The following is an 18,948-nucleotide window of genomic DNA, read 5'->3' as shown; positions in this document are numbered from 1 at the left end:
TAATTTCGGTCAGGTTAATCTCCGTATGTTCACTGCATTCGAATCTCCCCATCGAGCGAGGGTTGTTCCCCCTCGCTCGATGGGAGAACATAGCGTTCACGATGCCTGACTCAGTGAAACGCCCATGACGCTTCCCCCTCTCTGGCCGGTCTTCGACGGCCATAACGACCTGCTGCTCAATCTGTGGCTGCAGCATGACGACGATCCGGTCGCCGCCTTTTATTCCCGCGTCACGCCGGGCCACCTCGATTTCTCCCGCATGCGGCGCGGCGGATTTTTCGGCGGACTGTTCGCGGTATTTATTCCTCCGGTCAGCTATATCGCCCAGATGCGTAATCAAACGCAGGACGAGGCGCAGGCCGCCTTCGATCCGCTGGCGATCGCCGAACGGCAGATCGCCATCCTGCAGCAGCTGGAGCAGGCTTCTCAGGGGCAGCTGCGCATCTGTCGCACCGCCACCGAAATAGAACAGTGCCGCCTCAACCGGCAAATCGCCGCGGTGCTGCATATCGAAGGCGCCGGCATGATCGATGCAGAACTGACGCAGTTGGAGGCCTTCTACCGGCTGGGCGTGCGCAGCATCGGGCCATTCTGGAATCTGCCAAACGCCTTTGGTACCGGCGTCAGCGGGTCGTTCCCCGGCTCACCCGATACCGGCCCCGGCCTGACGCCGGCCGGCGAGGCGCTGATCCGTGCCTGCAATCAGCGCCGCATCATGATAGACGTCTCGCACATGAACGAGAAAGCCTTCTGGCAAACCGCCGCGTTGAGCACCGCACCGCTGGTCGCTACCCACTCCAATGCCCATGCCCTCTGCCCGCAGCCACGCAACCTGACCGACGCGCAGCTGGACGCCATCGCCCAGAGCGGCGGGATGGTCGGCGTCAATTTCGGCACCGCCTTCCTGCGGGCGGACGGTAAACGTGACAGTGCAACGACCGGCTTAACAGAAATTGTTAAACACGTTGAGTATTTGATCGCTAAACTTGGTGAAGATCGCGTGGGGTTTGGCTCTGATTTTGACGGGGTCAACGTACCGCAACCGTTGGAGGACGCCGCAGGCCTGCCGCGCCTGACGCAAGCGCTGGCGCAGGCCGGGTTCGATAACCGGCTGCTGGAGAAGCTGACCTGGCGCAACTGGCTGAACGTGCTCGCCGCCACCTGGGGTGAATAACCCGGTTACGCTTTAAAGGTTGCGATCTCCGTCACATTTCGCCAACATTGTGCCGGCCGAATGCGAACGTTTCTCATTGGGTTCGACATATTACGATGCATGCTAAGGAGCACCGCTATGACTACCTGGACTAAACCTGAGTTTGTTGACCTGCGTCTGGGGCTGGAAGTAACGCTGTACATTTCCAACCGTTAATCGCCCGTCTGCCCGCCCTTCGCGCGGGCATTTCTTTCCCTCTCTTTCTGGTTTAGACATGCAGATAAAAGTTCTCGGCTCGGCGGCGGGCGGCGGCTTTCCCCAGTGGAATTGCAACTGCGACAACTGTCGGGGCGTTCGCGACCACAGCATCAGCGCCACGCGCCGCACGCAGTCTTCCATCGCTATCAGCGACGACGGTAAAAACTGGGTGCTGTGCAACGTTTCCCCGGACATTTGCCATCAACTGTTGGCCTCGCCCGAATTGAATAACCCCGACGTGCTGCGTGGCACCGGCATCGGCGCGATCGTGCTGACCGACAGCCAGATCGATCACAGCGCGGGCTTACTCAATTTGCGTGAGGGCTGTCCGCACCAGGTCTGGTGCACGCCTGAAGTACATGACGATCTCAGCACCGGCTTCCCGGTGTTTCCCATGCTCTCCCACTGGAACGGCGGGCTGATTCACCACCCGGTGACGCCCGGTGAGCCGTTCCACACGGCGGTCTGTCCGAACGTGCGCTTTACCGCCATTCCGCTGCTCAGCAACGCGCCGCCCTATTCGCCGTACCGCGATCGCCCGCTGCCGGGCCACAACGTGGCGCTGTTTATCGAAGATACCGCACGCGGGGTCGGGCTGCTGTACGCACCGGGCCTGGGTGAGCCGGACGAGGCCCTAATGCCGTGGCTGCGCCGCGCGGACTGCCTGCTGATCGACGGCACGCTGTGGCGCGACAACGAGCTGGCCAACGCCGGCGTGGGCCGCAATACCGGCAAGGACATGGGGCATCTGGCGCTGGCGGAAGAACATGGGCTGGCGGCTCTGCTCGCCACCTTGCCCGCCAGGCGCAAAATCCTGATCCACATTAACAATACCAACCCTATCCTCAATGAAAACTCGGCAGAACGGCAAAGCCTGACCGCCGCCGGCATTGAAGTGAGCTGGGACGGCATGAATATCGAACTGTAGGGAACCGCCATGACGCAACCACTCCCCCTTGACCCACAGGCGTTTGAAGCGGCGCTGCGCGCCAAAGGTGCTTATTACCATATCCACCACCCGTACCACATCGCGATGCACAACGGCGAAGCGACCCGCGAGCAGATCCAGGGCTGGGTGGCCAACCGGTTCTACTACCAGACCAGCATTCCGATTAAGGATGCAGCGATCATGGCCAACTGCCCACAACCGGAAACACGCCGCAAATGGGTACAGCGCATCCTGGATCACGACGGCTACGGCGGCAGCGAAGGCGGCATCGAGGCCTGGCTGCGCCTGGGCGAAGCCGTTGGGCTGCAGCGCGACACTTTGCTCTCTGAAGAGCGGGTACTGCCGGGCGTGCGCTTCGCGGTGGACGCCTACGTCAACTTCGCGCGCCGCGCCTGCTGGCAGGAAGCGGCCTGCAGCTCACTGACCGAACTGTTCGCGCCGCAAATTCACCAATCGCGCCTCGACAGCTGGCCGCAGCACTACCCGTGGATCGACGCCGCCGGCTACGACTATTTCCGCAGCCGCCTCGGCCAGGCCAACCGCGATGTGGAACACGGCCTGGCGCTGGCGCTTGACTATTGCGACACCGTTGAAAAGCAGCAGCGCATGCTGGAGATCCTGCAGTTCAAGCTGGACATTCTGTGGAGCATGCTGGACGCCATGAGCATGGCCTACACCCTGAACCGCCCGCCTTACCACAGCGTGACCGCCGCGCGGGTATGGCACAACCAGAGGCTGGTGTAATGACGCTGAACCCTGAACACACCCCCGTCTTCCGCCGCGGTTACCGCCTGCAATGGGAGCAGGTGCAAAACAGCCATGTGATCCTCTACCCGGAAGGCATGGCCAAGCTGAACGACAGCGCCGCCGCCATTTTGCAACTGGTCGACGGCCACACTACGCTGAACGGCATCATCGCCCAGTTGAACGCCCGCTTCCCCGGCGCCGAAGGGTTAGCGGACGACGTGCTGGAATTTTTCCAGCGCGCCTACGAACAAAAATGGGTGACCTTCCGTGACTGAACCACGTGCGCCGGCGGTGAATCCGCCGCTCTGGCTGCTGGCGGAGCTGACCTACCGCTGCCCGCTGCAGTGCCCCTATTGCTCTAACCCGCTCGATTTTGCCGCGCAGGAAAAAGAGCTGACCACCGCGCAGTGGATCGAGGTGTTTCGCCAAGCGCGGGCGATGGGCAGCGTGCAGCTCGGCTTCTCCGGCGGCGAGCCGCTGGTGCGTAAAGACCTGCCCGAGCTGATCGCCGCCGCCCGCGATCTCGGGTTTTACACCAACCTGATCACCTCCGGCATCGGCCTGACCGAGAAAAAGCTGCAGACCTTCGCCGACGCCGGGCTGGATCACATTCAGATCAGTTTTCAGGCCAGCGATGAAACGTTGAACGCCGCGCTGGCGGGCTCCGCCAAAGCATTTCAGCAGAAGTTGGCCATGGCCAAGGCGGTCAAGGCGCTCGGCTATCCGATGGTGCTCAACTTCGTGCTGCATCGCCATAATATCGGCCAGATCGACCGCATTATCGAACTGGCGATCCAGCTGGACGCCGACGACGTCGAGCTGGCGACCTGCCAGTTCTACGGCTGGGCGCACCTCAATCGCGAGGGCCTGCTGCCGACCCGCGAACAGATCGCCGATGCGGAAACCGTGGTGAAACGCTACCGCGAACGCATGGCCGCCGACGGCAAGCTGGCCAACCTGCTGTTCGTCACGCCGGACTACTACGAGGAGCGCCCCAAAGGCTGCATGGGCGGCTGGGGCGCTATCTTCATGAGCGTGACGCCGGAAGGCATGGCGTTACCCTGTCACAGCGCCCGTCAGTTACCGATCGCCTTCCCGTCGGTGCTGGAGCACGATCTGCAGCATATCTGGTACCACTCGTTCGGTTTTAACCGCTATCGCGGCTATGACTGGATGCAGGAGCCCTGCCGTTCCTGCTCGGAGAAAGAGCAAGACTACGGCGGCTGCCGCTGTCAGGCGTTCATGCTAACCGGCAACGCCGACAACGCCGACCCGGTGTGCGGCAAATCGCCGCACCACGGCACCATTCTGGCGGCGCGGGAAGCGGCGAACCGTTCGCAGATCGGTATCGATCAGCTGCGTTTTCGCAATCAGGCCAACTCCCGTCTGATCTTCAAGGGTTGACGATGGCACTCGCCGGCGCCTCTTGGCAGCTCGAGAACGGTTTGGCCGTCAAGGCGATAAGCGACCCTGCTGTCGGCTGCGCCGCCGCGCTGGTGCGCATTGAGGCGGGCAGTTTTCAGGCGCCCGTCGCCTGGCCGGGCCTGGCGCACCTGCTGGAGCATATGTTGTTTCGCGGCAGCGCGAACTTCAGCGTGCAAGAGGGCCTGATGAGCTGGGTACCGTCGGTCACTGGCCGACTGAACGCCACCACCCAGGCTACGCAAACCGCGTTTTTCTTCGAGGTGGGCACCGAACATTTGGCGCAGGGGTTGACGCGGCTAAGCGATATGCTCGCCGCCCCACAGCTGGCGACCGAGGCGATTGAGCAGGAGATCGAGGTCATCGACGCCGAATACCGCCTGCTGCGCGCCGAGGTAGAAACCCGCTGCGAAGCGGCGCAGCGGCAGATGTTCGGCGGCCTTGGTGCAATGCATCGCTTTCATATCGGCAGCCGCGCCGCTTTCGGCAACGACATTTCCGCGTTGCAGCAGGCGCTGCGGCAGTTTCACCAGTGCTATTTTCGCGCGCCAAACATGACGCTGTGGCTGCAAGGCCCGCAATCGCTGGCGCAGCTGCATGCGCTGGCACAGCGCTACGGCAGCCGCTTGCCATCGGGCAGCGCCATACCGCACGAAGCCTCACCGCCGCTGACCGCTGCGAAAGATTACACCCTGTCTCTTCCCGGCACGCCACAGCTGAGGCTGGTGTTTGCCCTGTCGCGTTCCCATTCACGCGGTTGGCTGCGGCGGCTGGAGCGCCTGCTGTTGGACGAAGCCCCCGGCGGGCTGCTGGCGCGGCTGCGCGCTCAGGCGTGGTGTGACGCCGTTCGGCTGGACTATTCGCGCTGCAGTGAGAACAACGCCCTGCTGAGTTTTATCTTTACCGTCAATCGCGGTTCAGCCGCTGAAGCTGCCCACATCGAAAGCGCCCTGCTGGCGTGGCTACAGGCGCTGCAGGTGCTGACACCGGCTCAGCTTGCGCATTACGAGCGGCTGGCAAATCGCGATTTCCACCGTTTGGCGCCGCTCGATCAGCTGCGGGCCAGAGCGCTTGGGCTACCGCCGGTGGAGTCGAACGACGATTGGCCGCGGCATATTGCGGCGCTGATTAGCGCGCCGCGCCGTCGCCTGGCCGTGCGGTCTGATGGCCCCGGCGAAACCCGTGAAATTCAAGGGCTGCCGCTGGCGCTTGGCCCCTTCGCCGGCGCCGCGCTGACGTCTGCCGCGGAACCATTCCGCTTTTTCGCCACCTCGGCGGCGCTGCCGAGCCCGAGATTGCCTTCCGGCCTGGCGCCGCTGCGGCATCTGCTCCCCGGCGAAGCGCAGCCTGTGCTGCTGCTGCGGCCGACGCCGTCGAGCCGCTTCAGCGATGGACAGGCCTACGGCTTACAGGCGGCGCTGCGCACCGGGGCGGCAGAACTGGCGCATCGGGAGGGACATTTGAGCTTCGAGCGCCATCAGGGCGTGTGGCTGCTGCAACTGGCGGGCAGCCACGCGCTGATCTGCCACGGGCTGAGTGAGGTGAACCGAGCGCTGGCGATGTTACCGCCGACCGTTCTCAGCGAAGCGGCGAGAAACCTGCGCCATACGCAGCTGAAAGAACAAAGCGATATCGCCATTCGCCGCCTGTTAGCTCAATTGCCGGCGGCGCTCAGTGCGCCAACCGAAGCAGCACAATGGCATGCCACCTTGATCGGCGGCGATGGCGAGTTAAAACGGCAGCTGTCGCACCTGCTGTACGACTTCCCCTATTTCGTGGCCGCGGAGCCGCCGCTGCCGACACATCAACATCATTGCCCCATCACGCTGACGGAAAGCGGCGCCGAAAGTGCCTTACTGCAGTTTTACCCGCTGCAAAACGATGAAGCCGAAGGCCGTTGGGCGCTGCGGGTGCTGGCCCAGCTTTACGCGCCGCGCTATTTTCAGCGGCTGCGCGTGGAACGCAACGTGGGTTACGTGGTGCAATGCGCCTTCCACCGCTGCGCCGATGCCGAAGGCCTGCTGTTCGCGCTGCAATCCCCGACGTTCACCGTTGAACAGCTGAGGCAGTTAACCGACGAATTCTTATTGCAGATGCGTCATGAGTTGCCGCACGTTAGCGCGGGTGAACTGGCGCAAATACAACAGGCGACGCAACAAAACTTGCAGCGCCTCAGCACCGAATCGTTGCAGCGCGCCCGAGAAATTGCCTTGGAAGATCGCGTGGCCATGGCTGACGCGGCGCCAGTCACGCTGACCCAACTGTTGCACTGGCAGCAGCGTTTGCTTTCCTCTGATTGATTAACCCGACGGGGAACACCGGCCAGGGGGAATAGGACGCGGAGAAAGTATCACCTCATGCCAAAGAAGGCCGGCTGGCCGCGAAAAAAACCCCCATCGTCACGATGAGGGCTTAATAAAGCGAAGCACGCTAACCGCGATCAGAAGCGCCAGGTCAGACCGGCGTTGACGCTGTTATCCTGGTGGTTGGACGACAGCTGCCCGCCGTAGCCAAGGGACAGGACGGCGTTTTTGTTAATCGACACATCGACGCCCGCTTTCAGAATCGCCCCATCGCGGGAAACCGGCACGCTGTTTACGTCGAACGCCGCATCGGTACGTTTGAACATCAGCTGCGTTTTGCGCTCCAGCTTGCCGTATTGATGCTGCCAACCCAGCTCGCCGCGCAGCGCGATCGCCACACTGTCGGTTTGCCACTCGGTGTCGGCGCGGAGACCCAGCGTCGAGGCGGTGGCGGACTGACTTTGTTTGTCGCCGCGCAGTGCCGCTGCCCCGCCTTGCTCGTTGATCTCCTCGTTACGGTAATGGGTATACGCCAGGTTGGCGAACGGCTCAAGGTTGACCGCATCGCTCGACCAATCGTAGCCGCTTTCGATGAACAGCTGACCGGTACGCGCGTTATACTTGGCCTTCTCGCGATCCGACTGCGCGCCGTAGTTCACCGAGCGCGAGGTGTCGATGCGATGCCAGGTATAGGTGCCGCCTGCTCGCAGGGCCAACGCGCCGAAGCGTTTGTCGCCGTACAGCCCCAGATGGTAGTTGTCGCTGTGGGCATCTGACTGATAACCGCCATCCAGCGAAGTGCGGGTATACCCGGTCATCACCCCAAGCCGGCCGTCGTCAAACAGTTCGCTGTCCAGACCTAACAGTACGCCATAGGTAGAGGTCTGGTAGCCGGTGGCGTTGTCGTTGCCGGAAGCATGCCCCCAGTTGCCCAGCAGTTTCGCCCAGGCCCCATTATCATCCGCCTTGATATCGGAGGCGATACGGCGGCCTTCCGCCTGGCGCAAGCGCTCGGTGGCGGCATCGCGCAGGTAACGGCTTTCGTTAATCTGGGCGGAAGCCATATCCGCGTGGATCTGGCCGGACAGTTGACGGGTCGCCTGTTGCAGCTCTCTGGCCGACGTGAAGCCGAGGAAGCTTTCATACACCGGATGGCCGGTTACGACGCCCGCATCTTCGGTAGCGGCTTGCGCTTTGCCTTCATCACCTTGCAGTGCGCTTAGCGCCTCAGCGGTAGGGGCAGCCACGCTGCGCTTCACCGTTTCCGTGACTGGTTCCGTCGCGTTGAGCGTCTCCACCGCACGAGCTACCGCTTTCTCGTTCTCAGTGCTGGCCAGGCTGTCAAAGCGGGCGTCGGTGCGCGTGATGCCAAGGCCGACGTCATTGCCCTGATAATCCAGCGCGACTTTAACAAACGGATACGATGGGTTGGCGTTTTCGAACCGGCCGTTGACGCCGTCCGTCGTGGTCAGGATGGTGTACTTGTTGCCCAGCAGACTCTGCGCCTCATTCTGCGACAGCAGGTTTTGGCTGCGCTCCAGGCTGACATTCACACTGCCGCCGTTGAGGAAAACGCGCCGCGCGGCGATCTTATCGCTGCGGCCATTGTCCGCCACTTCCACGTTATACTGCGAACCACGATCAAAAATGGCGTCGTGCAACACATGCAGCGTGCCGATGCCGTTACCCGGCGCGACGCTGCCGCCCCGAACCGCTCTGAAGGCGCCTACGGTACCCTCACCGGACAACGTGCCGCTATTTTCGATATAGACGTTGGAGGCCACCGAACCGTTGATCGCCAACACGCCCTGTTTCACCCAGGTATTACCGCGATAGGTGTTATTACCCAACAACGCCAGCGTACCGGCGCCCGTTTTGGTCAAGCCGCCGTGCCCGCTGATGTCGTTACTCCACGAATCGAAGTCGCATTCGCTCGACGTGCAGCGCCGCTCAACAGAGGTACCGGGTTCGACGATATTTCCCAGGCCGGGGATATTCACCACGAACTGTTTTTCACTGTAGGAGCCCGGTACATAATATTCCTGCGGGATATCCTCTTGGGTAATAAACATTTTCGGGCCGTTGATCGCATCGCGTAAATTGACACGTCCCCAGCCGAACAGATTATCAATACCGGCAACACCCAAATCGGTGGCGGTGGTTTTAATTACCGCGGATATTTGATCGGCGCTCATATAAGGGAAACGTTGCATCAATACGGCGGCAACGCCGGTAACGTGCGGCGCCGCCATTGAGGTGCCGGATTTATTGCCGTAGCCGGGATTAACCGACAGCTCGCCCTTATTATAAGCTTCGCGATTCACGGCGCCACCGGTATTGGATTCCAGCCGGCCAACGGTGCTGTAAATATCAGAACCCGGCGCGGAAACGCAGTAGCTGGCCGTTTGTCCGCAGCTGGTCGAGGAAACGCTTAACTGATTTTCGTCACTCAGGTTGGTCACAATCAGGTAATTATTCAGTACGTCCGGGAAAGCGTAAGGCAGTGACTTTTGCGCTTCCGGGATATTGTAGTTGTTGTAATTTCCTGCCGAGAAGACGATCAGCTTGCCGTGCCTGGCCGCCCGCAGCAGCGTCGACATGGCGCTGTGCCCGCCGGTGGGCACCGGTTGTTCGCTGCCCCATTCCACGCTGGATTTGCTGCGCATCATCTCGGCGATCACTTCGTTTTTTACAAATGCCACGTAGTCCGGCCTACCGTTCGGCAACCAGATGATATCGCCTTTGGCGTCTCGCCGTATATCTGGCGCGATCCCCCAGCTGTTATTGATGACGCGGGCTGCGCTCTGAATCAGCTCTTCACGGCCGTTGCGATTACCGTAATCATTCAATTTGGTGCCGATAATATCCGCGTCGAAAGCAACGCCGTGCATACCTGTGCCATCTCTTTTAGCCGCCGCGATACCGGCTACGTGCGTGCCGTGATCGCCGAAAGACATATTATCTTGTTTATCATACGAGAAGTTATAACTGCCGTTATCCAGGCGTGTCAGTTTACCGGCGAATTCAGAATGGGAAAGAATGGCGTTATCGATAATGCCGATGGTTATACCTTTTCCGGTATAGCCTCTGGCATAGGCGAATTCGGCGGAAATAGCCTTAAGCCCCCATTGGCGATTAAACTCCGCGGTTTTCCAACTGTCAGGCACGCCCAATCGACCGGGATCCTGATAAGCGGCAAGAGAAGAATGAATGGATAAGCCATAACAACCCAGAAAAACGCAATACGCTAACTTCAATCTTTTATTAAGTATCATTTTACGCTCCATGTTTATTTATACCCAGAAGAAAACTTACGTTTTAACCGCGCTGAAACCTCCTATGATCGTGAAACGACGGATAACACATGCGAGCCCGACGCGGGCCGCGCGAACAGACAGGCTGAGAGATGCAAATGGGCGCAGACTGACAAAGAGATGCCATCGCGCCGGGCGCCTATGGCGCAGACGTTTGGAGAGGAGGCGAATGTACGCTTGCCGGCGCCGTTGCGCCGAAATGCCCCGACCATCGGGTGCGGGCGTAAGGATCAGGCTGTGGGTGCATTTCGCCTCACCATCCAGTTTTGCTAATGATTATCATTCGCGAGGCTATCTTATACGTAAGCAAAGTGTCAACAGATGAAACAAAACATTTCTTGATTTGCATCATAACTTTTCTCTAAACGCCGGGCGACGGTGCTGCGACAACCGCTGAAGAGTGCATAAAATGGCGGTTATTGCCGCCATAAGTGAGATTTTCGTCAGTGAAGACGCATAGCGCCGGCAGAGCAACCGGTGGAAGAGCATAAAAACACCTGAACATTTCATCAAATAGAAACATCAGATTGATTAATTTTTATGGCAAAACCCCATCGTGGTCCGATCACTTATTTTTCGTTGCAATATAAGGGGGGCTTATAAATAACAGGAGTATTCCTAATGCGTTCACGCTGGATGTATTCCATGCTAGCGGGCTGATTTTTAGCCGCGCCCGCTGGCTATTCCCAATTTCATTGGCAAGACTATATTGAAAGAGGCTCTGCTAGAGAGCGAGAATATGGGTAATTTTCCGAGGAAATGCCGCATGACCCTGTTGCCCAAGCAGACCAATAACAAAAATCCGATTGATCTCTATAGCGAAATCGTAGACGACTTGCCCGGTCTGATTTGCTTCGGCAACCGCCTTGGCGGCTACTTCAATAAACAGTGGCGCGACTATACCGGCGCAATCGCCGGTGAACACGGCGCCGCTGATTGGCTCGATACCCTGCACCCCGACGATCGCGAGCGGCTGGCCACACAATGGCGCCAGGCGATCGTTGCCCTCTCCTCATTCGCCGGTGAGGCCCGCCTGCGCGATCGCAGCGGCGCCTACCGTTGGTTTATGTTGGCGTTTAACGCCCGTCAGGACGGCATGGCGCTGGAGCCCAGCTGGTACCTCACCGCTACCGACATCCACCCGCAAATGCTGCAACGTCAGCAAAACGTTCAGGCGCTCTCTATCCAGCAAGACATGCTGGACGCCAGCGTCGACTGCATCAAAGTGATCAATCGCGACGGCACGCTGCGGCACATGAACCGCTCCGGCAGCCTGGCGCTCGGCCTGGATCCGGCGCAAAAAGAGTTTGGCATGCCCTGGCTGGGGCTGTTGTCGCCCGAAGTCCGCCGCCGTGGCAGCAAGGCGCTGCACAGCGTCAGAGCCGGTAAAAATGCTCGCTTCGCGGGATTAAGCGTGACGCCGCAAGGAAAAAAACAGCATTGGGACAACATTCTCTCTCCCGTCAGCGATGAACACGGCGCAGTGGCCGAGATCTTGTGCGTCTCGCGCGACGTGACGTCGCAACGCGTGATGGAACAGCGTCTGTTGCTCGCCAGCGAATATGACGAATTGACCGGCCTGCCCAACCGGCGCTTATTCAAGAAAAAGCTGAAGCAAGAGATGAAGCGTGCCCTGCATGGCAACAAGTCCCTCGGGCTGATGCTGCTGGATCTTGACCACTTCAAGCTGGTGAACGACACGCTGGGCCACGCGGCGGGCGACCATCTGCTGCGGGTTCTGGGTAAAAGGCTCAGCGCCTGCATGAATACGCATTCGTTCGTCTCCCGCCTCGGGGGGGACGAATTCGCGGTGGTAATCAGCGACGTTGAAAACGAGCAGGATATTTTCCGCATCGCCAACAAGTTTCTGCTGCAGCTGGAGACGCCGATCACCCACGGTGGCAAGACGCTGCATTGCGGCATGAGCATCGGCGGCGCCATCTACCCCAAAGATGCCCGCGACGCTTCGGAACTGATGAAATGCGCCGATACCGCGCTGTATGAGCTGAAAGACGGCGGCCGCGGCGGCGTCTATATGTTCGATCGCAAGATGATGGACAAGGCCCGCGCGCGCGCCAGCCAGCTCAACTACGCGCGCCAGATCGTGCGCGACAACTGCATCCGTCCCAGCTACCAGCCGAAGGTCAGCCTCTCCGACGGCAGCATCGTCGGCTTCGAAGCGTTGCTGCGCTGGCATTGCCCGCAAAACGGCATACAGCTGCCGGCGACGGTCAGCGAAGCCTTCAACGACTACGAGCTGGCGACCAAGATCAGCGAAGCCATGCAGCTGAAGGTCTTCGCCGATATCGCCCGCTGGCGCGCGACCGGCGTGGCGGTACGCCCTATCTCGCTGAACGTGTCGCCGATCGAATTTTTACGCGACAACTACGCCGAAACCTTCCTGCAGCGCCTGCTGAAATTCCATATTCCCCACCACCTGATCGAACTGGAAGTGACCGAGCACGCGTTCAACAAACATGGCTCCAAGTACGTGCTGCGCGCGCTGCAAATGCTCAAAGAGATGGGCATCCGCATCGCACTGGACGACTTCGGCACCGGCCATTCCTCATTCAGCCATATCATGGATTACCCGCTGGACTGCATTAAGCTGGACTGCGATTTCGTTCAACGCATGAACACCGAACCGGCGATCCTGGCGATCGTGGAAAGCATCGGTATCCTCGGTCAGAAGCTGTCGATCGATATCATCGCCGAGGGCGTGGAAACCGAGCAGCAGCGGCAAACGCTGTGCGAAGCCGGTTTCCATATTGGCCAGGGTTTTCTGTTCAGCCGGGCGGTGGAATCCCAGCGGGTGCCCGAGCTGCTGCAAGCGGTGCCGCAATCTGTCGAGGGCCGTTAAGCCCCCTGCCGTGCGCCAAACGGCGCCAGCTGCATACCGATAAGCGTCACTACGCAGATGAGTGCCCCGGCGTAGAAGGTGGAGGCGGAACCGAACAGCTCCCACAAGGTTCCAGCCCCAAGACTCGCCAGCAGCAGCGCCACGCCGCTGATCAGATTGAACATGCCAAACGCGGTGCCGCGCAGATGAGCCGGCGCGGTATGCGCCACCATCGCCGCCAATAGCCCCTGGGTCATGCCCATGTGCACCCCCCACAGCGCTACGCCAAACAGCACCCCGCCCCAATGATCGCTCAGCGCCAATACCAGGTCGGCGGCGATCAGCACCAGCAACCCGGCTTTCAGCAATCCTTCATGGCTCATGCGGTCAGACAGTTTTCCGAACGGATAGGCCGAGCAGGCGTAGACCAGATTCATGGCGACCATCACCAGTGGGATCAGCGCCAGCGGCGTGCCGCCCTGCTGCGCCTTCAACACCAGGAACGCTTCGCTGAAGCGCGCCAGCGTAAAGATCGCGCCGATGCTCACCACCCACCAATAGCTGCGCCCCAGCAGCCGCAGGTTGGCGCGGGTGATCGGGTTGGTACGCTTGTGGGTTATCGCGGCGGTCGGCTCTTTCAGGCCGAAAAACAGCAGCGCAATCGCCAGCGCCGCCGGGACCGTCGCCACCCAAAAGATGGCGCGAAAATCGTTGTGCCACAGCAGCATCAGGCCGACGGCCAGCAGCGGCCCTAAAAAGGCGCCGACGGTATCCAGCGACTGCCGCAGCCCGAAGGCCGCGCCGCGAATTTCCGGCGGCGTCACGTCGGCCACTAGGGCATCGCGCGGCGCCCCGCGGATGCCTTTGCCCACGCGATCCAGCAGGCGCGCGCTCATCACCATGCCGGACGACGATGCGATAGCGAAAAACGGCTTGCTGATGGCGCCCAACCCGTAGCCCAGCAGCGCCAGCCCTTTGCGTTTACCGAGGTAATCGCTGAGCACGCCGGAGAACACCTTGACGATCAATGCCGTCGCCTCCGCGAGCCCTTCGATCAGCCCGATGACGATCACGCTGGCACCGAGCGTCGTCGCCATAAACAGCGGCAGCAGGCTATGGATCATTTCCGAGGAAACGTCCATCAGCAGGCTCACGCCACCCAATACCCACACGCCGCGCGGTATGCGGCCCAACGTAGCGAAACGCGACGACATGCTTCATCCTCGATCGATTCAGCGCCGCCAGAGGCGCCTCATGATTTTTCCAAGATTGGTTAGTTGATTTTGTTCGTTCACAGATCTGCAGCCTTTAGAGATAGTGCAACGACCGTGTGACACCCATAATAATGAAGGTAATTAACATAATGATATATAGCAAAAAGATGATAGTGATTGCGGCGCTGCTGAGTTTTTCCGCCGCCGCCGCACCGGGCGTGGATCTCGTCGCTAACGAAACGCCGATCCACACGGTGAAGAGCGCCGAAGCCGTGGCCAAAATCCCCGCCGGTTTCCGGTTCGTGGAACCCGGCACGCTGACGGTGGCCATTTCCCTGCTGGGCAGCGGCCCGCCGTTCGGCCTGTACGCCCGCGACAATAAAACGGTGATCGGCAGCGAGGCGGACATCGCGCGCCTGGTGGCCGACGGTTTGGGGTTGAAACTCAAACTGGTGCCCACGTCGTGGGAAGACTGGCCGCTGGGGGTGGCCTCCGGCAAATATGACGCCGCGGTTTACAACATCACCGTGACCAACGAACGCAAGACCAAATTCGATTTCGCCACCTATCGGCAGGATACGCTGGGCTTCTACGTCAAGTCCGACAGTAAAATCACCCAGATCAAAACGGCGCCGGATATCGCCGGTAAAAAAATCATCGTCGATTCCGGCACCAATCAGGAAGCGGTGCTGCTGGCCTGGGACAAGGAGAACCGCGCCAAGGGACTGGCACCGCTGCAGCCGGTGTACGTCACCGATAAGGCCGCCTCCACGTTGGCCATTCAGTCTGGCCGCGCCGACGCCACCTTCGGGCCCAACGTCTCCGGCGCTTATCAGGCGCGGCTGACCGGCAAAACCCGGCTGGTGGGCATTGTGCCCGGCGGCTGGCCGAAGACCGCCAACATCGCCGTCACACTGAAGAAAGGCAACGGCCTGGTGGACGCGGTGCAGGCTTCGCTCAACAGCGCCATCGCCAACGGCAGCTATCTGCAGGTGCTGGATCGCTGGGCGGAAAGCGACGAGAAGATTGCCCATTCGGAGATTAACCCGCCGGGACTGGGGGACTAGAGCATGAACCGGCCCCGCATCGAGGGGCCGGTTATTGATGAGCAATCATGACGTTTCATTCCGCCACCGCTTTCTGCCTCCACAACTTGCGGTACAGCGTGCTGCGCGAAACGCCCAGCGCCTTCGCCGCCCGGCTGAGATTGCCGCCCGCCCTGTCGATCGCCGTCTGCAGATCCGCCTGGCCGGTATCGGCGTTCTCCTGACGCGGCGCCAGCACCGCGATGGACTGAGGCAGATCGTCCAGGGTGAGCACCGCATGATCGTCCGCCAATGCCAGCAGCACCTTGAGCGTACTCAACAGCTGCCGCACGTTGCCGGGCCATGGATAGCGCGCCAGCATCGCCAGCGCCTCCGGCAACAGGCGAATGTCACGCCGATCGCCGCCCAGCTCTCGCCACAACTGCAAAATGAAGGTCTCCAGCTGCGCCCGCTCTCTGAGCGGCGGGATGCACAGGCTGTATTCCTGTATGCGGTACAGCAAATCCTCACGAAACGCCCCCGCCTCTACCTGCCGATGCAGATCGTGGTGCGTGGCGCAGACCAGCGCGAAATCGACCGGATAAGCGCTGCGGCTACCGAGCGGCGTGACCGTTTTTTCCTGTAACACCCGCAGCAGGCGCGTTTGCAGGCCCGCCGGCATGTCGCCGATTTCATCGAGGAACAGCACGCCGCCGTCCGCCTCGCGGATCTTGCCGATATACCCTTTCGGGTTGGCGCCGGTAAACGCCCCCGGCGCATAGCCGAACAGTTCGGATTCGATCAGCGGCTCAGGCAGCGCCGCGCAGTTGATCGCCACGAAGTTGCCGTTGCGCCAGCGGCTCTGTTGAAACAAGCGTCGGCTGAAATGCTCTTTACCGCAGCCGGTTTCGCCGGTCACGCACAGCGAAAGGCCGGCGTTGAGAATGCGTAGCGCCTTCTGATGCTGTTCGTCATGCCTTTCCGCCGGCGGCGGAACCGAACGCAGGGCGCTAACGCGGCGCTGCGGCGCCTCGAGCAGCGAATAATAATGCCGTTGATTGCCGGCCAGCGTCTGGTGCGGTGCGCCGGAGGGCTGTCGCAGCAGGTCGGGAAACAGCTGGGCAAACTCAACCGAGCCTAATGCGGCCGGTGAAAGCCGGAACTCCAGCATCGCCAGCCGATTGGCGGCGACCAGCACTTCGTCGTGAAACACCAGCAGCAGCTCCTGCGCGCTGCCCAGGCTCCCGGCGTTGGCGTGCAGGCGCAGCGTCCAGTGACGGTCGGCGATCGCGCTTCTGACCCAGCGGTGTTCGATATGCCGCACCGCCTGCATGATCAGGCGCTGTGCATCACGGTACGGGCGCTGCGCGGGGGCGGAGAGATCCAGTATGCCGGCAATGCGGCCATCCGGCCGATAGATCGGTGCGGCAGTGCAGTTCAAACCGGCATTTTGGTTGAGGAAATGCTGGTCGCCGCGGACCTCGCAGAACGCGCCGAGTGCCAGCGCGGTGCCGATGGCATTGGTACCCCGATCCGCTTCGCCCCACTGGTTGCCCGGCGCCAGCGCAAAGCGCGACGCCTTGTGCAGAAAGTCGGTATTGCCGCGGGTTTCCAGCACCAGTCCGTCGGCGTCGGCGATCACCACGATGGCGGGCTGGCGCGTAATTTGCGCGCCCAGCTGCTCGATCAGCGGCTGTACCCGTTGCGGCACCCAGTCATTGCGGCTGCGTAGCTCTTCGAGTAATCCGGCTTTGATAAAAGGGATATGTTGATCGGCGCGCGTCAGGCCGTAGCCCCAGCTGCGCTGCCAGGATTCCGCCAGCGGGCGGGTCAACAAACTGGCGCCCTCGGTGGGCAAGCGGTCATCAGGCAACATGCGTTTCTCCCCCCGTTTACGAGTGTTGCAAATATGTATCACAGATGTGTATCAGGCGTTGCGACACGGAACACAAAAACCCATCGCCAGCGGCGGTACCGCATGATTCGTCACGTCATATCAATTTTTAACGCGTTAATAAATAAGATCTTTTAACGATCATCTTCGCCATTCATCAATCTGGCACGGGCCGTGCTTCTCCGTGCTGCGGCGACATGCCGCACTCACAGGCGCAGCCCAATAGCGCCGGTTATCATCTGCAGAGAGGTGCTTCACATGAAATATGTCCACCCCGGTTTGCCTGGCTCGCTGGTTTCGTTTCGCAAACGCTATGGCAACTACATTGGCGGCAAATTCGTCGAACCGGTATCCGGCAACTACTTCACCAACACCTCGCCGGTGACCGGCCAGCCGATCGCCGAATTCCCACGTTCCGACGCCAAAGACATCGAACTGGCGCTCGACGCGGCGCATGCGGCGGCGGACGCCTGGGGCAAAACCAGCGTGCAAGAACGCGCCAACGTGCTGCTGGCGATCGCCGATCGCATCGAGTCGCGGCTGGAGATGCTGGCGCTGACCGAAACCTGGGACAACGGCAAACCGATCCGCGAAACCCTGAATGCCGATTTGCCGCTGGCGGTCGACCATTTCCGCTACTTCGCCGGCTGCCTGCGCGCGCAGGAAGGCACTGCGGCGGAGATCGACCAAAATACCGTGGCCTACCATATCTATGAACCGCTGGGCGTAGTCGGTCAGATCATACCGTGGAACTTCCCGCTGCTGATGGCCGCCTGGAAACTGGCGCCGGCGCTGGCGGGCGGTAACTGCGTGGTGCTGAAACCGGCGGAACAGACGCCGCTCGGCATCAGCGTGCTGATGGAAGAGATCGGCGATCTGCTTCCGCCGGGGGTGCTCAACGTGGTGCAAGGCTTCGGCGCCGAGGCCGGCGAAGCGCTGGCGCGCAGCAAACGCATCGAAAAAATCGCCTTCACCGGCTCCACGCCGGTCGGCCGCCACATCCTCGCCTGTGCGGCGGAGAACATCATCCCCAGCACCGTCGAGCTGGGCGGCAAATCGCCGAACATTTATTTTGAAGACATCATGCAGGCGGAGCCGGCGTTTATCGACAAGGCGGTTGAGGGGCTGGTGCTGGGCTTCTTCAATCAGGGGGAGGTGTGCACCTGCCCTTCACGCGCGTTGATCCAGGAATCCATCTACCCGCAGTTTATGGAGAAAGTGCTGGCACGCATCGCCACCATCCGCCAGGGCGATCCCTTCGACACCGAGACCATGATCGGTGCCCAGGCGTCAAAACAGCAGTATGACAAGATCCTGTCGTACATCGACATCGCTAAAAACGAGGGAGGCAAAATCGTTGCGGGCGGCGAACCCGCTCAGCGCGGCGACGAAGTGCAAAACGGTTTCTACCTGCAGCCGACGCTGATTACCGGCAACAACAGTATGCGTTTCTTCCGTGAGGAAATCTTCGGGCCGGTGATTGGCGTCACCACCTTCAAGGATGAGGCCGAAGCTCTAGCGTTGGCCAACGACACCGAGTTCGGACTGGGCGCCGGGCTCTGGACCCGCGACATCAACCGCGCCTACCGCATGGGACGCGCGATCAAGGCCGGGCGCGTGTGGACCAACTGCTACCACCTGTACCCGGCGCACGCCGCGTTCGGCGGCTACAAGAACTCCGGTATCGGGCGCGAAACCCACAAGGCGGCGTTGTCGCACTATCAACAGGTGAAAAATCTGCTGGTCAGCTACGACGCCAAACCGCTGGGCCTGTTCTGAGCCGGGCATAGCGACAAGAAGGCCACCCGCGGGTGGCCTTTTTTAGCGATG

The 18,948-nt window shown here is 60.8% G+C and carries 13 protein-coding genes; 10 read left to right on the top strand and 3 right to left on the bottom strand.

The annotated features are described in order from the left end of the window. The first annotated feature begins 124 nt into the window (after positions 1-124). The 7 genes from GUC32_RS11910 to pqqF all read left to right on the top strand — a co-directional run bounded on the left by GUC32_RS11910 (position 125) and on the right by pqqF (position 6,829). Positions 125-1,174, top strand: coding sequence for a dipeptidase (locus GUC32_RS11910; RefSeq protein ID WP_049207640.1), 1,050 nt, complete (start codon positions 125-127; stop codon positions 1,172-1,174). 117 nt (positions 1,175-1,291) lie between these two features. Then, positions 1,292-1,369: a pyrroloquinoline quinone precursor peptide PqqA gene (gene pqqA, locus GUC32_RS11905; protein WP_004937827.1), complete on the top strand. Its 78-nt coding sequence runs from the start codon at positions 1,292-1,294 to the stop codon at positions 1,367-1,369. Between the two features lie 58 nt (positions 1,370-1,427). Beyond that, positions 1,428-2,339: a pyrroloquinoline quinone biosynthesis protein PqqB gene (gene pqqB / locus GUC32_RS11900; protein WP_148123433.1), complete on the top strand. Its 912-nt coding sequence runs from the start codon at positions 1,428-1,430 to the stop codon at positions 2,337-2,339. 9 nt (positions 2,340-2,348) lie between these two features. Then, on the top strand, positions 2,349-3,104 hold the full coding sequence (gene pqqC, locus GUC32_RS11895) for a pyrroloquinoline-quinone synthase PqqC (protein WP_025302820.1): 756 nt from the start codon (positions 2,349-2,351) through the stop codon (positions 3,102-3,104). Then, positions 3,104-3,382: a pyrroloquinoline quinone biosynthesis peptide chaperone PqqD gene (gene pqqD / locus GUC32_RS11890; RefSeq protein WP_016927749.1), complete on the top strand. Its 279-nt coding sequence runs from the start codon at positions 3,104-3,106 to the stop codon at positions 3,380-3,382. The genes pqqC and pqqD overlap by 1 nt, the downstream gene beginning before the upstream one ends. Continuing rightward, a complete protein-coding gene (gene pqqE / locus GUC32_RS11885; protein ID WP_197770267.1) occupies positions 3,375-4,511 on the top strand; it encodes a pyrroloquinoline quinone biosynthesis protein PqqE in 1,137 nt (378 codons plus the stop codon). The genes pqqD and pqqE overlap by 8 nt, the downstream gene beginning before the upstream one ends. 2 nt (positions 4,512-4,513) lie before the next feature. Next, complete coding sequence (pqqF, locus tag GUC32_RS11880; protein ID WP_197770266.1) at positions 4,514-6,829, top strand: pyrroloquinoline quinone biosynthesis protein PqqF; 2,316 nt, start codon at positions 4,514-4,516, stop codon at positions 6,827-6,829. 140 nt (positions 6,830-6,969) lie between these two features. Here pqqF and GUC32_RS11875 read toward each other — a convergent pair whose 3' ends face one another. Continuing rightward, the gene (locus tag GUC32_RS11875) at positions 6,970-9,999 is read right to left on the bottom strand and encodes an autotransporter domain-containing protein (RefSeq protein WP_369435750.1); all 3,030 of its coding nucleotides are present in this window, start codon (positions 9,997-9,999) and stop codon (positions 6,970-6,972) included. 913 nt (positions 10,000-10,912) lie between these two features. Here GUC32_RS11875 and GUC32_RS11870 point away from each other — a divergent pair. Next, the gene (locus GUC32_RS11870; RefSeq protein ID WP_197826689.1) at positions 10,913-13,006 is read left to right on the top strand and encodes a bifunctional diguanylate cyclase/phosphodiesterase; all 2,094 of its coding nucleotides are present in this window, start codon (positions 10,913-10,915) and stop codon (positions 13,004-13,006) included. Here the strand turns inward: GUC32_RS11870 and GUC32_RS11865 are convergent. Beyond that, a complete protein-coding gene (locus GUC32_RS11865) occupies positions 13,003-14,199 on the bottom strand; it encodes an MFS transporter (protein ID WP_049204017.1) in 1,197 nt (398 codons plus the stop codon). The two genes, GUC32_RS11870 and GUC32_RS11865, sit on opposite strands and share 4 nt — an antisense overlap. A 149-nt stretch (positions 14,200-14,348) precedes the next feature. Here GUC32_RS11865 and GUC32_RS11860 point away from each other — a divergent pair, with 149 nt between their 5' ends. Next, positions 14,349-15,266, top strand: coding sequence for an ABC transporter substrate-binding protein (locus GUC32_RS11860; protein WP_021504584.1), 918 nt, complete (start codon positions 14,349-14,351; stop codon positions 15,264-15,266). A 55-nt stretch (positions 15,267-15,321) separates the two neighbouring features. Here GUC32_RS11860 and GUC32_RS11855 read toward each other — a convergent pair whose 3' ends face one another. Further along, on the bottom strand, positions 15,322-17,100 hold the full coding sequence (locus tag GUC32_RS11855; protein ID WP_197791005.1) for a sigma-54-dependent Fis family transcriptional regulator: 1,779 nt from the start codon (positions 17,098-17,100) through the stop codon (positions 15,322-15,324). A gap of 276 nt (positions 17,101-17,376) precedes the next feature. On the opposite strand from GUC32_RS11855, the gene GUC32_RS11850 reads away from it, so the two are divergent. After that, complete coding sequence (locus GUC32_RS11850; RefSeq protein ID WP_025302811.1) at positions 17,377-18,897, top strand: aldehyde dehydrogenase family protein; 1,521 nt, start codon at positions 17,377-17,379, stop codon at positions 18,895-18,897. The last annotated feature ends 51 nt before the right edge of the window (positions 18,898-18,948 follow it).

Origin of the sequence: Serratia sp. NGAS9 (assembly GCF_009905295.1) — a bacterium.
Classification (GTDB): domain Bacteria; phylum Pseudomonadota; class Gammaproteobacteria; order Enterobacterales; family Enterobacteriaceae; genus Serratia; species Serratia bockelmannii.
The sequence above is the reverse complement of the archived record's forward strand: the minus strand, read 5'-3'. Positions and strand labels throughout refer to the sequence as shown.

What these genes read in the sequence shown, in the direction of transcription:
- pqqD (WP_016927749.1), top strand. Translation starts at nt 3,104, where the DNA reads ATGACGCTGAACCCTGAACACACCCCCGTCTTCCGCCGCGGTTACCGC.
- pqqB (WP_148123433.1), top strand. Translation starts at nt 1,428, where the DNA reads ATGCAGATAAAAGTTCTCGGCTCGGCGGCGGGCGGCGGCTTTCCCCAG.
- GUC32_RS11860 (WP_021504584.1), top strand. Translation starts at nt 14,349, where the DNA reads ATGATATATAGCAAAAAGATGATAGTGATTGCGGCGCTGCTGAGTTTT.
- GUC32_RS11850 (WP_025302811.1), top strand. Translation starts at nt 17,377, where the DNA reads ATGAAATATGTCCACCCCGGTTTGCCTGGCTCGCTGGTTTCGTTTCGC.
- pqqA (WP_004937827.1), top strand. Translation starts at nt 1,292, where the DNA reads ATGACTACCTGGACTAAACCTGAGTTTGTTGACCTGCGTCTGGGGCTG.
- GUC32_RS11855 (WP_197791005.1), bottom strand. Translation starts at nt 17,100, where the DNA reads ATGTTGCCTGATGACCGCTTGCCCACCGAGGGCGCCAGTTTGTTGACC.
- GUC32_RS11870 (WP_197826689.1), top strand. Translation starts at nt 10,913, where the DNA reads ATGACCCTGTTGCCCAAGCAGACCAATAACAAAAATCCGATTGATCTC.
- GUC32_RS11865 (WP_049204017.1), bottom strand. Translation starts at nt 14,199, where the DNA reads ATGTCGTCGCGTTTCGCTACGTTGGGCCGCATACCGCGCGGCGTGTGG.
- GUC32_RS11910 (WP_049207640.1), top strand. Translation starts at nt 125, where the DNA reads ATGACGCTTCCCCCTCTCTGGCCGGTCTTCGACGGCCATAACGACCTG.
- pqqF (WP_197770266.1), top strand. Translation starts at nt 4,514, where the DNA reads ATGGCACTCGCCGGCGCCTCTTGGCAGCTCGAGAACGGTTTGGCCGTC.
- pqqC (WP_025302820.1), top strand. Translation starts at nt 2,349, where the DNA reads ATGACGCAACCACTCCCCCTTGACCCACAGGCGTTTGAAGCGGCGCTG.